At 70.7% G+C, this 14,863-nt stretch carries 12 protein-coding genes; 7 read left to right on the top strand and 5 right to left on the bottom strand.

Annotation, left to right across the window (positions count from 1 at the left end):
- Positions 1-37 precede the first annotated feature (37 nt).
- Entirely contained in the window at positions 38-1,537 is a 1,500-nt protein-coding gene (locus QM711_RS01455; protein WP_415096849.1) for a DEAD/DEAH box helicase, read from the top strand.
- A 257-nt stretch (positions 1,538-1,794) separates the two neighbouring features.
- On the opposite strand, the gene QM711_RS01450 is transcribed toward QM711_RS01455, so the two are convergent.
- Genes QM711_RS01450 through QM711_RS01440 form a run of 3 tightly spaced genes read right to left on the bottom strand, consistent with a single transcriptional unit; the run spans position 1,795 to position 5,183 of the window.
- On the bottom strand, positions 1,795-2,595 hold the full coding sequence (locus QM711_RS01450) for a SagB/ThcOx family dehydrogenase (RefSeq protein WP_415095941.1): 801 nt from the start codon (positions 2,593-2,595) through the stop codon (positions 1,795-1,797).
- Between the two features lie 2 nt (positions 2,596-2,597).
- Complete coding sequence (locus tag QM711_RS01445) at positions 2,598-4,865, bottom strand: TOMM precursor leader peptide-binding protein (RefSeq protein WP_415095940.1); 2,268 nt, start codon at positions 4,863-4,865, stop codon at positions 2,598-2,600.
- A gap of 6 nt (positions 4,866-4,871) precedes the next feature.
- The gene (locus QM711_RS01440) at positions 4,872-5,183 is read right to left on the bottom strand and encodes a hypothetical protein (protein WP_415095939.1); all 312 of its coding nucleotides are present in this window, start codon (positions 5,181-5,183) and stop codon (positions 4,872-4,874) included.
- Between the two features lie 212 nt (positions 5,184-5,395).
- On the opposite strand from QM711_RS01440, the gene QM711_RS01435 reads away from it, so the two are divergent.
- Positions 5,396-6,478 (top strand): S-(hydroxymethyl)mycothiol dehydrogenase, encoded by a 1,083-nt coding sequence (locus QM711_RS01435; protein WP_415095938.1) that lies wholly within the window; start codon positions 5,396-5,398, stop codon positions 6,476-6,478.
- Positions 6,478-7,083, top strand: a complete 606-nt coding sequence (locus QM711_RS01430) for an MBL fold metallo-hydrolase (RefSeq protein WP_415095937.1) — start codon at positions 6,478-6,480, stop codon at positions 7,081-7,083. Before QM711_RS01435 ends, QM711_RS01430 begins: the two co-directional genes overlap by 1 nt.
- A 67-nt stretch (positions 7,084-7,150) precedes the next feature.
- Here QM711_RS01430 and QM711_RS01425 read toward each other — a convergent pair whose 3' ends face one another.
- Positions 7,151-8,428 (bottom strand): MFS transporter, encoded by a 1,278-nt coding sequence (locus QM711_RS01425; protein ID WP_415095936.1) that lies wholly within the window; start codon positions 8,426-8,428, stop codon positions 7,151-7,153.
- Positions 8,429-8,511: 83 nt separating this feature from the next.
- On the opposite strand from QM711_RS01425, the gene QM711_RS01420 reads away from it, so the two are divergent.
- Genes QM711_RS01420 through nikE form a run of 4 tightly spaced genes read left to right on the top strand, consistent with a single transcriptional unit; the run spans position 8,512 to position 13,644 of the window.
- A complete protein-coding gene (locus QM711_RS01420) occupies positions 8,512-10,224 on the top strand; it encodes an ABC transporter family substrate-binding protein (protein ID WP_415095935.1) in 1,713 nt (570 codons plus the stop codon).
- Positions 10,221-11,198 (top strand): ABC transporter permease, encoded by a 978-nt coding sequence (locus QM711_RS01415; RefSeq protein WP_415095934.1) that lies wholly within the window; start codon positions 10,221-10,223, stop codon positions 11,196-11,198. Before QM711_RS01420 ends, QM711_RS01415 begins: the two co-directional genes overlap by 4 nt.
- Positions 11,195-12,019, top strand: a complete 825-nt coding sequence (locus tag QM711_RS01410) for an ABC transporter permease (protein ID WP_415095933.1) — start codon at positions 11,195-11,197, stop codon at positions 12,017-12,019. The genes QM711_RS01415 and QM711_RS01410 overlap by 4 nt, the downstream gene beginning before the upstream one ends.
- Complete coding sequence (nikE, locus tag QM711_RS01405; RefSeq protein WP_415095932.1) at positions 12,016-13,644, top strand: nickel ABC transporter ATP-binding protein NikE; 1,629 nt, start codon at positions 12,016-12,018, stop codon at positions 13,642-13,644. The genes QM711_RS01410 and nikE overlap by 4 nt, the downstream gene beginning before the upstream one ends.
- On the opposite strand, the gene QM711_RS01400 is transcribed toward nikE, so the two are convergent.
- On the bottom strand, positions 13,626-14,861 hold the full coding sequence (locus QM711_RS01400; RefSeq protein WP_415095931.1) for an ATP-grasp domain-containing protein: 1,236 nt from the start codon (positions 14,859-14,861) through the stop codon (positions 13,626-13,628). The two genes, nikE and QM711_RS01400, sit on opposite strands and share 19 nt — an antisense overlap.
- Positions 14,862-14,863 lie beyond the last annotated feature (2 nt).

Below are 14,863 nucleotides of genomic sequence, written 5' to 3'. Positions count from 1 at the left end.
TTCCGGCCTTGCGGCCGGTGCACGTGAGGCCAGCACACTGAGCGACATCGCTTTCGAGGAGCCGCAGGACGCGGCCCCCGCCACCACTTTCACCGACCTCGGGGTCGTGCCCGAGATCGTCCAGGCCCTGCAGGCCGTCGGCATCGAGCATCCCTTCCCGATCCAGGCCTTGGCCATTCCGATCGCCGTCAACGGCACCGACATGATCGGTCAGGCCCGCACCGGGACCGGGAAGACGCTGGCATTCGGTGTCAGCCTGCTCCAGCGAATCACCCTCAAATCCGATGTCGGCTACGCCGAACACTCCCCCAAGGGCAAACCCCAGGCGCTCGTGATGTGCCCGACCCGCGAGCTCGCGTTGCAGGTCGCCGAAGACCTCGAGGTGGCCTCCGCCGTCCGGCCCGCCCGGGTCCTGACCGTCTACGGCGGGGTCGGCTACGACCTTCAGGTCGGCTCGCTGACCAGCGGCGTGGATGTCGTCGTCGGCACGCCCGGCCGGCTGCTCGATCTGGTCACCCGTCGCTCGCTCGATCTGTCGGCCGTCAAGGTGCTGGTGCTCGATGAGGCGGACGAGATGCTCGACATGGGCTTCCTGCCCGATGTGGAGCGGCTGATCTCGAAGACGCCGCCGACCCGGCAGACGCTGCTGTTCAGCGCGACCATGCCGTCCGCGGTGATCGGACTCGCCCGGATGTACCTCAACCAGCCGGTCAACGTCCGCGCTGAGACCCAGGACGCGTCGGTCACCGTCCCCGAGGTGGACCAGTTCGTCTACCAGGCGCATGACCTGGACAAGCCCGAGATCATCGGGCGCCTGCTGCAGGCCGAGGGCTGCACCAAAACGATCATCTTCACTCGCACCAAGCGCTCGGCGCAGCGGCTGGCCGACGAACTCACCGACCGTGGGTTCAGCGTCGGATCGCTGCACGGCGACCTCAACCAGGTGCTGCGCGAGAAGTCGCTGAAGCGATTCCACCAGGGCAAGGTGGACGTCCTGGTGGCCACCGACGTCGCCGCTCGCGGTATTGACGTCACCGGGGTGTCGCACGTGGTCAACTACGAATGTCCCGACGACGACAAGACCTACGTGCACCGGATCGGCCGGACCGGACGGGCCGGCGCGAAGGGCGTCGCCATCACCTTGGTCGACTGGGCCGACCTGACCCGGTGGAAGGTGATCAACAAGACCCTCGACCTGAGCTTCTCCGAACCGGCCGAGACCTACTCCACCTCGCACCACCTGTTCACCGATCTTGGCATCGCCCCCGGCACCAAGGGCCGAATCGCCCCGCCCAAGGAGGCCGAGCCGCGCGAGCCGCGCGAGCGTGGCCCGAGGGCCGAACGGGTGGATGCCGGCGATGGACGCGTCCGCCGCCAGCGTCGCCGCCGGTCTGCCGAGAAGCCCGTCCAGCCCGATCCCGTGGACGCCGCTACACCCCCGGACTCGGCCGCCGATACGCCTGCTGACAAGCCGCGACGCCGCCGGCGCCGACGTCCCGCCAGCACCAGGGCGCAACAGCCCGCAGCCGCGGAGTAGTTCCGCCCGAACCGCCTGAGAGCCGTCCCCGAATCATCGGGGACGGTTCTTTCGATTCGAAACCCGCACTCCGGGGACGGTTCTTTCGATTCGAAACCCGCACCCCGGGGGACGGTTCTTTCGATTCGAAACTCGCACCCCGAGGGACGGTTCTTTCAAAACTCGCACCCCGAGGGACGGTTCTTTCGGTGCGAAATTGGAACGAAAAGAACCGTCCCCCGGAGTGCGAAGTTCAGAACCGTCCTCGGGTGCGAGGTTCAGCTGGGTGCGGTGCCGCGCTCCAGGGCCCGCATCGCCATCCGGTCGGACGCCTCGGCGTCCGGCACCCCGATCGCGCTGCAATACAGCGGGACCTCCCGTTCCACGTCGATGCCGGCCAGGGTGGCCAGTTCGTCGTCGTAGAAGCCGCCCAGGTTCACGCACCCCAGACCGAGCCCAGCCGCGGCCAGGTTCAGGTTCTGCATCAGGTGCCCGGCCTCCAGCAGGGCGTAGCGGTAGCCCCGGTCACCGTACTTGGTCAGGCTGCGTTCGCCGACGAAGCTGAGCACGGCGATCACCCCTGCCTCGGCGACCCACGGCTGGCCCATGAACAGGTAGGTGAGGAAGGCCCGCGGCAACTCGACCGCCCGGAGCAGTTCGAGCCCGTGAGCGGCCGGCACGTAGTGATGGACGCCGGGCGCGAGCCCCGTAGCCGCCCGCACCAGCAGGGTGACCTCCAACGGGTACAGGCCGCCCCCGGAGGACACCGGCCGGTCCTGCATCACCGCTGCGCCTCCGTCCACGCCGTAGCCGAGGGCGAGCAGCGTCGACAGTGCCTCCAGCGGAATCGGATCGGTCCGGAATCTGCGGCAGGACACCCGTCCCCGCACCGCTTGCCCCAAGGTCGCATCGAGCGTGGCGGGAGCGGGCAGCGGCGTCCAGGGCAGCGCGCCGTCCTCGCGGCCGGGCACGACCGGCGGCGATTCGCCGCCCGATGAGGCGTTGAACAGCCAGCGGGCGGTGGCCCGGTGGTAGGTCCAGGCGGCCAGGGTGTCGGCGGCGAAGGTGAAGTCACGCATGGTCAGGCCAACGGGTGCGGGTCGGGGTTGAGGTCGTCGCGGGTGGCCGGACGGCTCCGCCAGCCCCACCGGTGCGGCGCGGTGAACAGGCGGGGGTGGCCGAGCCGCGCCTGGTCGGCACCGAAGTGGATCGGCTGGAACCCGGGCACGATCGCCCGCACCACCCGGACGCCCAGCGCGGCCACGTCGGACGGGGTCACGTCGACGATCAGCACGTCGCCGGCCACCGCGGCCAGCGAGGTGACCAGGTCGTCGAGGCTGCGGCCCTGCGCCGGTGGCGTCGCCCAGGGTTGCGGCGCCGAGGTGCGCAGATGCGCCATCCGGCTGGATGCCGCCACCGGGTCGGAATAGAGCAGGTCGTGGTCCTCCAACTCGACCACCCGGGACGGGTCGGCCACCAGGATTGCCCGCTGTTCGCGAACCGCCGGATCCTGCAGCCGAGCCCGCAACGCCGGCCGCACCTGCCCCACTTCCAGGACGGCCGAACGCGCCGCCCGCAGCGGATCCTGCGACGCGCCGAGGCCGACCACCGCGGCCGGGTCGTCGCCCCAACCGACGGCCATCGCAACGAACGCGGTGCCGTCGGTGGGCAGCAGGTGCACATCGATCCGGACGCCGCGACGCCGGTACAGCTCGGCCACCGCGACGGCGTCCGCGTCCGGCAGGCTGCTTGCGTCGTATGGCGTGGTGGCGAGCCGGTGCGCCCAGGCGATGCAGAAGGCGTCCCGCTCGATCACCTCCAGGAGTGCCTGCTCGGCGGCGAACTCGACGCTCGGACCGGCCGCGAATCCGTTGGACGTGGGCGCGAACAGCAACTCGTGCCGCGGCCAGCGGCTGCCGTGCAGGGTGACCGCCTGGAACGGCAGCCACACCTCGGCACCGCTCACCAGCGAGCGTGCCGGCACCCAGTCGAGCGCCAGTCCGTCGTGGTAGCGGGCGTGGCCGAGCCGTTCGGCGTCCTCCGGTGCGAACAGCACCAGGTCGTGCGGGTCCAGGCTCGGCCCTGGCAGCGCCCCGCGGTGGCAGCGCAGCAGGCGATCCGGCGTCCAGGTCAGCGACGCGTAGCGTTCCAGCGCCTCGCCGATCGCGCCGTCACGGGCAGCGGTGGGGGTCATGCCCTTGCCCGAGCAGGTGACGAACGCGTCCTCGCCTTGGCCGAACAGCACATTGGCCAGCTGGGCACGGACGATGAACGGCTGCCGTGGCTCGGCGATCGGCTTCGGCACGCCGTCCAGGTAGCGGATCAGCCCGCACACCTCGCTGACCGCGCGATCGGCGATCGTGTCGAAGTCGGTGTGGTGGTCACCCGGTTCCGCCGGGGCGACCGGCGGCGGGTCTTTTTTTGCACATGCCGGACAGTCCGGACGCGGAATCACCGGATGCCGCGACGTGGTGGCCTTCAACTGGTCGACGACCAGCACGGTCGCGGGCAGTTCGGTGGACAGCGCCGAGGTGGTCAACGCCAGCGTTTCGCGGACGACCACCGCCCACGCCGCCTCGCGCAGTCCCGGCAGCAGCGGCCGACCGGATTCGGCCCGGGCTCGATCCCGGGCCTCCTCGCGGGACATCGCCAACTCGAAATCGTCGGCGCAGGCCAACGCCCGCATCCGCCAGCACAGGTAGCACGGACCCTCGCCCGGCAGCACCAGCGGCCCCAGGTAACCGTGCTGTCCCTCGAGCGCCACGAACAGCGCAGGTGTTCCCGCCTCCAGGCAGGCCCGATTGACCCAGGAGCGCACCGCAGTCCAGCCCGGCCCGACCGCGCAGATCACTAGGTCGCGGCCAGTGACCTGCCCCGGCAACTCCTCCGCCGACACCTCGCCGGGCGGTAGCCGATCCACGGCGCCGACACCGGCGTCCAGCGCCATCCCCCGCAGCCCGCACGCGTCGTCGTCCGACCCAATCACCAGCATCCGGACGCCGGCCAGCCGGCGGGCGAGCGCCTCACGGGTGGCGGCGTCCGTGCTCAGCAGGCTCAGCCACGGCGGCAGTGGGTCCGGGCTCTGCTCGCTGACCATGCCGGCCTCGATCAGCCGGTCGAGCAGACGCGAGACCTCGGACGCCGGCAGGTCACCCAGCACCGCCAGCACACCGGTCCGGTCCGGGCGGTCGGCGAGCGCTGGGAGCAGCCGGTCCCGGACGGCGGAGGCGACCCCGCCGTCCAGCCGGAGCATGCCGGCCGGGCTGGCCAGGATCAGGTCGGCGCCGTCGGCGAAGACCTCAAGCCCGGCGGCCGGTGCCAGCCGTCGGGCCGGAGTGTCGGTCTCCACGCCCGATCAGCCGCCCAGTCCGCCGAAGCGCTGCAGCCCGCCACCGACGATCGGGCCCTGGTTGCACGGCCCGCAGGTGCACTCGAAGATGCACGGCACCCAGCAGGTGCGACAGACCGAGCAGACGCTGGTGCTGCACAGCCGCGGCCGGAAGCAGTCGTTGATGCCGCAGAAGTCACCGAAGTCCGCGGCCGCCGACACCTTCCGGAACGCGGCCAGCTCTTCGTCGGTGAACTTCGGCGCGGCTCCGCCGGCGACCTGCTGCTCCAGACTCTCCAAGCGGCCCTTGAGTTCATCGAACTCTTCCTGACTCGGCATGATGCCTCCAATCGTGTGGCGGGGCCGCTGCCCGGCCGCCGCCGTGTGGGCGCGAGCTTCGCGCTGACCAGCCTGCGCTCGCCGGGATCGGGCGGCAAGGTGTCAGAACTGCGTACCGGTCGAGGCCGACCCGGCGCGTGCCGGTTGACCGGTCGGCGTCCGCCCTACAGGATCGTGAACAGGTCACACCGACGACGGGAGTCAGGACAGACATGCAACAGGTGAAGGGCGTCATCGCCCGGGGCAAAGGCGCACCGGTCGAACTGGTCACGGTGAACGTGCCGGACCCGGGTCCGGGTGAAGCCGTGGTCGCGATCCAGGCGTGCGGCGTGTGCCACACCGACCTGCACTACCGCGAGGGCGGGATCGGGAACGACTACCCCTACCTGCTCGGTCACGAGGCCGCGGGCATCGTCGAATCCGTCGGCGCCGAGGTGCACGATCTGGCCCCGGGCGACTACGTGATCCTGAACTGGCGTGCGGTCTGTGGCGCCTGCCGGGCCTGCCTGCGCGGGCGTCCCTGGTACTGCTTCGCCACCCACAACGCGAAGCAGAGGATGACCTTGGAGGACGGCACCGAGCTCTCCCCCGCGCTCGGCATCGGTGCCTTCATCGACAAGACCCTGGTCGCCGCCGGTCAGTGCACCAAGGTCGACCCGGCCGCGCGTCCGGCGGCTGCCGGGCTACTCGGCTGCGGTGTGATGGCCGGCCTGGGTGCCGCGTTGAACACCGGCAACGTGGGCCGCGGCGATTCGGTCGCGGTGATCGGCTGCGGCGGTGTGGGCGCGGCCGCGATCGCCGGCGCCCGGCTGGCCGGCGCGTCCCGGATCATCGCCGTCGACATCGACGACCGCAAACTGGCCACCGCGTCCGAACTCGGCGCGACGCACACCGTGAACAGTTCCGCGAACGACGCGGTGGCGGCGATCCAGGAGTTGACCGGTGGCTTCGGCGCCGACGTGGTGATCGACGCGGTCGGGCGTCCGGAGACCTGGAAGCAGGCGTTCTACGGACGCGACCTGGCCGGCACGGTGGTACTGGTCGGCGTCCCCACCCCCGAGATGCAGCTCGAGTTGCCGCTGCTCGACGTGTTCGGACGCGGCGGGTCGCTGAAGTCGTCCTGGTACGGCGACTGCCTGCCCAGCCGGGACTTCCCGATGCTGATCGACCTGTACCTGCAGGGCCGGCTGCCGCTGGACGCCTTCGTCACCGAGGAGATCGGCATCGACGGTGTCGAGGCCGCGTTCGAGAAGATGCATGGCGGCAACGTGCTGCGCTCGGTGGTGGTGCTCTGATGCCGGTCCGGATCGACCACGCCGTCACGTCCGGCACCTTCTCGCTCGACGGCGAGACCTTCGACGTCGACAACAATGTCTGGGTGGTCGGCGACGACACCGAGTGCATCGTCATCGACGCCCCGCACGATCCACTGGCGATCGTGAAGCTGATCGACGGACGCCGGGTCAAGGCCGTCGTCTGCACCCACGCCCACGACGACCACGTCCGCTGGGCGCCGGCGCTGGGACGGGTCACCCAGGCGCCGGTGCTGCTCCACCCCGACGACGCCGTGCTGTGGCAACTCACCCACGACACCCCGCCGGACGGACCGCTCAGCGACGGCCAGACCATCACCATCGGTGGCGAGTCGGCCCGGGTGCTGCACACCCCGGGGCATGCGCCCGGCGCGGTCTGCCTCTACCTGCCGTCGCTGGCTACGGTGTTCACCGGCGACACCCTGTTCCAGGGTGGCCCCGGCGCGACCGGGCGAAGCTACAGCGACCGGGACACCCTGGTGGCGTCGATCCGGGCGAAACTGTTCGCGTTGCCGGACGAGACGGTGGTCAAGACCGGGCACGGCGACGACACCACCATCGGCGCGGAGCAGGCGAACCTGAGCTGAGCCTTTCAACGTTGCCGGGAGCCGGGCCCGATCTGCCGGTGGCCGAGACGTCCGCCTGCCGGCATGCTCACCGGCGCTCCACCGGCGACGTCGGGGCGGCGCCGGGACGGGCCGGCTCGGGTAGCTCGGACAAACCTGGAATGCGCGAGAGCAACACGATGACGCCGGTTCCGAGGAAGCCGGCGACCGCCACCCACAGCGCGAATCGCAGTCCCAGCAGATCCCCCGCCAGACCGCCGACCAAGGCCCCGGTGGTACCGATCCCCCACGAGATCGTCCGCATTCCCGCGGTCATCCGGCCCATCATCTCCGGCGGGGTGACCGCCTGTCGCAAGCTCGTCCCGGCGACGTTGCTGACTGCGAGCCCGGCCCGCATCAGGAACAGGCCGCCGACGACGACCGCCGTACCGCCGGGCGTCCCCGCGGCGACCGCCGGGATCAGTGCCGGGCCGGCGTAGCCGATGACGACGGCCCAGGCGAATACCCGGCCGAACCGGAACCGGTGCAGCAGCGTCCCCGCGCAGGCCGCGCCAGCCAGCCCGCCAAGCGCGCCGAGTGCGATCACCAGGCCCACCACTCCCGGCGAGAAGCCGAGCTGCTGTACCAAGTAGAGGATCAGCAGCGCTTCCACGAACATGTAGCAGAAGTTGTACGCGGCACCGGTCACCGTCAGCAGCCGCAGGAAGGGTTCGCCAGCGATGAAGCGAAGGCCGCCCGCTATCTCGCTGGCGATCCTTCGCTTGACCGCCGTCCGCGGTAGCTCTCGACTCCTGATCGACAGCAGGGACGCGACCGACAGCAGATAGGTCAGCCCGTTGGCCAGCAACGCGAACGGGGCAGTGAGCCATTGGGTCAGCGCGCCGCCGAGGCCGGGCCCGGCGAACTCGGCCGCCGAGGCGCTGGCGGAAACCCGGCCATTGGCCCGGATCAAGTCTTCGCGAGCGACGATGTCGGGAACGTACGCCAGCCAGCACACCTCGAACAGCACGGTGCACACCCCGATGGCCAGCACGATGACGGCCAGCACTGGCAGGTTCAGCAGGCCGGTGGCGACCAGCACCGGCACCAGCATCACCAGCGGCGCGCGGATCAGGTTGGCGGCGATCATCAGCGGACGCCGGGCGTGCCGGTCGGCGAGCGCCCCGAAAGGCAGGGCGACAACCAGGAAGGGCAGGAACGCCAGTGCCCGCAGGATTCCCATCTCGGTGGCGCCTACGTTCAGCACCAGCAATGCGGTCAGTGGCAGCGCGAGCCCGCTGATCTGGGTGCCGAAGAGCGACACGGTCTCACCCGCCCAGAAGCGGGCGAAGTCCGGGTTGCGGCGGAACAGGCCGATGGAGCGCACGCGGGGGGCCTCTCTGCAGGGCCGACCGATCCGAACGGCCGGCGACATGACACGCCAACCGAGCCTATGTGAGAATGACTCTCATGCTCAACATAGCCTTCCTATCGACCGTTCGCCGCGCCCGGGTACCGGCCGCCGCCGCCCTGGCCGTGGCCACCTTGCTGGTGGGCTGCAGTCAGCCGGCGGCAGCGCCGACCGCCCCGACCAGCCCGCCGGCCGCAGCCGATCGACCGCTGACCGATCGCAACCCGCAGCCGCGCGACGCCCTTCGCGAGGGTGGCGACCTGCGCATCCCGATCGACGCGCTGCCCGGCAACTTCAATCCGCTGCAGATCGACGGCGCCCGCTCGGTGACCTACCAGTTCGCCGACGCGATCCTGCCGACCGCCTTCAAGGACCAGGCGGACGGTGGCTCGACACCGCACCCGGCCTATTTCACCGCGATCGAGGTGATCTCCGACTCCCCGCAGGTGGTTCGCTACCGGATCAACGCCAAGGCGACCTGGAGCAATGGGCGGGCGCTGGACTGGCGAGATCTGCGCGATCAGTGGCGGGCGCTCAGTGGTTCCGACGCCCGGTACCAGGTCAGCAATACCGTCGGTTACGCCAACGTGGCGAAGGTCGAGCGGGGAGCGAACGACCAGGAGGCGTTGCTCACCTATCGCTCCACCTTCGCCGATTGGAAGGCGCTCTTCCGCCCCTTGGCGCCGCACGAACTGACCGCGGACCCGGCGCAGTTCAACACCGCCTGGAAGGACGGGCCGACGATTACGTCCGGGCCGTTCGACGTCGAGCGGGTCGATCTGACCGCCAAGACCTTCACGGTGAAGCGATCCACGCGTTGGTGGCAGGACCAGCCCAAGCTCGACCGGGTCGTCTTCCGCACCCTCGATTCGGCGGCCCGAGCTGACGAACTGGCCAACGGAGGGCTGGACTGGACGCCGATCAACGCCGACGTCGACCTGTTCAAGCGGACCTCGGCGATGACCGGGGTGCAGATCCGGTCGGGTAGCGAACGACTGGCCGGGCAGCTCACTTTCAACGGCGCCGAGGGAGCGTTGCTGAACAACCTGACGCTGCGCCAGGCGATCAGCCAGGCGATCAACCCCCAGCAGATCACCGACGTGGTGGTCGGGCCGATCACGCCCGGCGTACGGGCCGTCGGCCATCACGTGGTGCCGCCGAGCCACGCCGACTACCGCGACAACAGCGCGGAGCTACCCTACGATCCCGCCGCTGCCGCCAAGGCTCTGGACGAGCAGGGGTGGATCCGGACCGGAAGCGACCTGCGGCGGAAGGGCGGTGCCGAGTTGACGCTTCGGCTGGTCGCTCAGCAGACCCCGGCAGGCGAGACCACCGCCTCGCTGGTCGCCGAGCAGCTGAAGCAGGTCGGGGTCGGCACCAAGGTGCAGATCGTCCCGATCGACCGTTTCGCCTCGGACTATCTGCGGGCCGGCCAGTTCGACCTGATCACCTTCGAATGGACGAAGTCCCCCTATCCGGTCTCCCACGATCGCTCCGTCTTCCAGACCCCGAAGGCCGACGTGATCGGCAACAACTTCGGCCGGGTGGCGGTGCCACAGATCGAGCAGCTCTACGACCGCGCGGTGGCCGAGCTCGACCCGGCCAAGGCGAGCACACTGGTTCAGCAGATCGATCGGGAAGCCTGGCGGAGCGCCCACCACCTGCCGCTCTATCCGGGCACCGGGGCCTATGCCGTTCGCACCGGCCTGGCCAACTTCGGCGCCCGCGGCCTCGGGGCGTGGAACTTCGTTGAGGCCGGCTTCGTGAAGTGAGATCGACGCTCGCCAGGGTTGTCGGACGGGTCTGGCTGTGCATATTGGCCACCTCGCTGGTCTATCTGCTGGCCGGCCTGTCCTTCGATCCACTCGCGGAGTTGCGTCAGGTGCACCCACCGGTGCCCCCCGAGGTGCTGGCGGCCCGGGCCGAGCAGTTGGGCCTGGGTCTGCCGCTGGCGATGCGGCTGCTGCACTGGTGGCAGGTGGTGGCTACCGGCGATCTCGGCATCACCGTGGACGGACAGCCGGTGAGCGACGAGCTCGGACGCCGGCTGGGCACCACGCTGCGGCTCTTCCTGCCCGGCGGAATCCTGGCCGTGACGCTCGGCGTCGGACTCGGCGTCTGGTCCGCCGCCCGCAACCGCAGTGTCGGCGATGCCGCCCTGACCGGCTTCTCGCTGCTACTGCTGGCGCTGCCGGTGTTCGTGCTGGGCACCGTGCTGAAGATCCTCTGGCTGCCGGTCAACCTGGCGGCCGGCGTCCAGTTGTTGCCGTTCTCCGGCGAGTCGACGCCGGGGGTGGCACTGACCGGCTGGCCGGCGGTCCTCGACCAGGCCCGGCACCTGGTGCTCCCCACGCTGGCCATCATGCTGCCGCAACTCGCCTTCTACAGCCGCTACCAGCGCGCCGCGATGCTGGACGTCCTGGACAGCGAGTTCCTACGGACTGCCCGAGCCAAGGGACACACCCGGTGGGGCGCCATCGGCCGGCACGGCGTCCGGATGGCACTCATCCCGATGACCGCCCTGATCGCGTTCAGCTTCGGCCTGCACCTGGCCGGCGGCGTCTTCACCGAGCGGATCTTCGGCTGGCACGGACTGGGCGACTGGCTGCTGCTCGGCATCTCCGCCCAGGACGCCAACGTGGTCGCCGCCTCGGCGCTGCTGTTGTCGGCGATGGTGGCGGTGGCCGGAGTAGCGGCCGACCTGCTGCTCGCCGGGTTGGACCCACGGACCAGGCGGCTACGGTGAATCGTCCCAGCGCGTCCACAGTGTTGATCGGCACCGGCATCGGGGTGCTTACGCTAATCACGGCCACCGCCCTGCTCGGTCCCGCCCTGCTCGACGGCGATCAGGCCGGGCAGCGCCTGGACCGGATCCACCGGCCACCCGACGCAACCAATCCGCTCGGCACGGCCCGGCTCGGCGAGGACGTGCTGCTGCTGTGCCTGCAGGGGCTGCAGAAGTCGCTGCTGATCGGCTGTGTCGCCGCCGTGGTGACCACGGCACTGGCCGCCTTGGTCGGCACGGTCGCGGGCTATCTCGGCGGGGTCCTCGACCGTCTGCTGATGACCGTCGTCGACGTGCTGCTGGTGCTGCCGCCGGTGCTGCTGCTGGCGGTCGTGCTCGGCCCGGCCGAGCAGATCAACTGGTTGATCATGGTCGCGGTGTTGGCATTGCAGGGCTGGATGCTGACCGGACGAGTGGTCCGCGCGCGGACGCTGAGCCTGCGGACGGCAGACGTCGTCCGCTCCGCCGAGTACAGCGGCGCCTCTCCTGCCCGGATCATCTGGTGGCACCTGCTGCCGCAGATGCTGCCACTGCTCACCATCGACCTGGTGCTGAACGTCACCGGCGCGGTCCTGTCCGAGGCCGGGCTCAGCTACTTCGGCTTCGGCATTCTTCCCCCCGAGGTTTCGCTGGGCACCCTGATCGCCACCGGGACGGCCTCGGCACTCACCTACCCCTGGGTCTTCCTGGCGCCGGTGGGTTGCTTGATGACCCTCGTCCTCGGCACCGCGGTGCTCGGCGAGGGACTGCGGCTGCGCACCGAGGGCGCGGCCACCGCATGAGCGCCGAAGCGTTGCTAACCCTGGCCGGGCTCAGCGTCAGCTATCCCACCGGCAGGGACGCCCCGGTGCCGGCCCTGACCGGCCTCGACCTACGGCTCGATGCGGGCGAACGGCTGGGGCTGATCGGCCCCTCGGGTTCCGGGAAGTCCGCCGCCGGCCTGGCGATCATGGGCCTGCTCCCCGACCGGGCCCTGGCCACCGGATCGGTCCGCTTCGCCGGCGAGGAGTTGCTCGGCGGCTCCGATCGCCGACTGTCCCGGCTGCGCGGACGGCGGCTGGCCTGGATGGGACAGGACGCCCTGGCGGCGTTCACCCCGGTGTACCGGATCGGCGTCCAGATCGCCGAGGCGTTTCGCCTCCATCAGCCGGCGCTGACCCGGGCCGCCGCCCAGCGGCTGACTGTCGAGCGGTTAGCCGAGGTAGGGCTGAACGAACCGGAGCGTGTTGCGCGAGCCCTGCCGGACGAGCTTTCGGGCGGTATGCGGCAGCGAGCCGCACTGGCCATGGCGCTGGCCAACGAACCGCAGCTGCTGATCGCCGACGAGCCCACCAGTGCGCTGGACTCGATCCGCCAGGCCGAGATCGTCCAGCTGATCCGAGAGCGTTGCCAGCACCATCGGATCGCCCTGCTCTTCATCAGCCATGAGCTGCGCGTCGTCGCCCAACTCTGCGACCGGATCGCCGTGCTGGACGCGGGCCGGCTGGTCGAGACCGGCGCCACCTCGGCACTGCTGGACAGCCCGACCAGCCCCACCCTGCGCGGACTGGTGGCGGCCCGCGAACCGGCCCGGCTGAGGCCGCGCGTACCGCGGGACGCCTCGCGCGACACCACCACTTCACCGATCCTGCGGGTGCGCGACCTGGTCCGCCACTTCGAGGCCGGCGCCGGGGTCGGGCGGAGGTTGGTGAAGGCCGTCGATGGGGTCAGTCTCGAGGTGGACCCCGGGCAGGCTCTGGCCCTGGTCGGCGAGTCTGGAAGCGGGAAGAGCACGGTGATCCACGTGATCGCCGCACTGCGCCGGCCGGCGTCCGGGCAGATCGAACTCGCTGGGCAGCAGATCGGAGCTCTCGTCCGCGCCGAGACCCGGGCCCTGCGCCGCGCGGTGCAGGTCGTCCTGCAGGATCCCGGCTCATCGCTCAACCCGCGGCTGACCATCGAACAGATCGTCTCGGAACCGCTGAGAATCGATCGCACGCCGCGCCCGGAGCGGATCGCCCGGGTGCGCGAGGTGCTCGCCGCGGTGGAGTTGCCGGTCGGCTATCTCGACCGCCGTCCCGGCCAACTCTCCGGCGGGCAGCGGCAGCGGGTGGCCATCGCACGGGCACTGTCGGTGGCGCCCCGGCTGCTGCTGCTCGACGAGCCGGTCTCGGCGCTGGACGCCCAGCTGCGGGTCGAGATGATGAAACTGCTGGACCGGTTGCGCCGCGAGCTCGGCCTGGCCTACCTGATGACCGCCCATGACCTGCCGCTGGCGCTCGCGTTCGCCGACCGGGCCGCGGTGATGTCGGCGGGACGGATCGTCGACAGCGGCTCCCCCGCCGAGTTGATGGCCTCCGGTCACCCCGACACCCGGCGGCTGCTGGCCGCCGGAGGGCTGGCCGAGTCTCAGCCGGCCAGCCGGTAGAAGCCGTGACCGTCGAGGTAGTTCACCGCCCGGAGGTCCGCCGCGAGCACCTCGGGATCCTCGTGCACCAGCCCGATCATCAGCGGCTCGGTGGCGTCGTCCACCGTCTTGGGCAGGTCTTCGCCCGGTTGGACGCCGATGTGCACGCGATGGAAGCTGGCCAGTTCGCGGACCTGGTCGAGCAGCGGGTACCCCACCAGCCGTCCGGCTGACGGTGCGGTCAGGAAGGCCATCGCGGCATGCCCGCGGGGCCGGCGCCGGCCGCGCTCACGAAGGAAACCCTCCGGATTGAGGTAGGCGGCGACGGTCCGGGTCAGCTGGTTCGCCGCGCCGATCTGCTCGGCGTAGTAGGCGGCACTGGCGCCGCAGATCCGGGCACCCAGTTCGACCAGCCGCGGACCGTCGGCGGTGACCACCACTTCGGCGTGGGTCGGGCCGTAGCCGATGCCCAGGGCGTCCAGCACCGCGAACACGTAGTCCGCCAACGGGCCGCTCTGGATGGCCGGGACCGAGCTGGCGGCGCAGTGTCGGTCGACCACCCCGTTGACGGACATCTTGGCGTAGCGCCAGCTGTCGGTGACCTCGTGCAGCCCACGCGAGCTGACCGTGTTGACCGCGAACTCGGGTCCGGCCAGGTAGTCCTGAACCAGAGCCGCGTCGTTGGCAACTCCGAAGATGTTGCGGCGTCCGATGATCGCCCGGTAGGCGGCCACCGCCTCGTCCGCCGTCCGGCAGACCGCCACGCCGTCGTTCCCGGCGCTGCGGATCGGCTTCACCACGACCCGTCCGGAACGGCCCCGGCACCAGGCCAGCAACTCAGCCTCACCGGTGATGACCAGCTGCTCGACGACCGGTAGACCCGCCGCCCGGACCGCCGCCTGCTGAACCGCCTTGTCCCGCCGGGCCGCGCTCAGCGCGGTTCCGTTGCCGGGCAGCCCGAGCGCCTCGGCGAGCGCATCGGCCAGTTCGACACCGGTTTCGCCGCCGGGCAGCACGTAGTCGACGCCGAGTTCGGCGAGACGCCCGCTGGACCGGCCCAGATCGCCATCGTGGACGATGTTGGCCGCGAAGAGCTCCAGCTCGGGTGGCCGCCGGTACACGGTCGGCACCTCCGGCGTGCTCTGCACCCTGACCAGGGTGGCGCCGGCAGCGGCGAACGCTTCGGCGATGCTGAAGGACATCGGATAGACGTCGACCAGTGCGACGGTGGGGGTCATCT

Origin of the sequence: Micropruina sp., from assembly GCF_047602385.1 — a bacterium.
GTDB lineage: Bacteria > Actinomycetota > Actinomycetes > Propionibacteriales > Propionibacteriaceae > Micropruina.
Note: the sequence above shows the minus strand (reverse complement) of the source record. Positions and strands in the feature narration are given on the sequence as shown.

Bases quoted from the DNA above. Each gene is read 5' to 3' on its own strand.
- QM711_RS01450 (WP_415095941.1), bottom strand. From the start codon at position 2,595: ATGCGTGACTTCACCTTCGCCGCCGACACCCTGGCCGCCTGGACCTAC.
- QM711_RS01440 (WP_415095939.1), bottom strand. From the start codon at position 5,183: ATGCCGAGTCAGGAAGAGTTCGATGAACTCAAGGGCCGCTTGGAGAGT.
- QM711_RS01435 (WP_415095938.1), top strand. From the start codon at position 5,396: ATGCAACAGGTGAAGGGCGTCATCGCCCGGGGCAAAGGCGCACCGGTC.
- QM711_RS01430 (WP_415095937.1), top strand. From the start codon at position 6,478: ATGCCGGTCCGGATCGACCACGCCGTCACGTCCGGCACCTTCTCGCTC.
- QM711_RS01420 (WP_415095935.1), top strand. From the start codon at position 8,512: ATGCTCAACATAGCCTTCCTATCGACCGTTCGCCGCGCCCGGGTACCG.
- nikE (WP_415095932.1), top strand. From the start codon at position 12,016: ATGAGCGCCGAAGCGTTGCTAACCCTGGCCGGGCTCAGCGTCAGCTAT.
- QM711_RS01400 (WP_415095931.1), bottom strand. From the start codon at position 14,861: ATGACCCCCACCGTCGCACTGGTCGACGTCTATCCGATGTCCTTCAGC.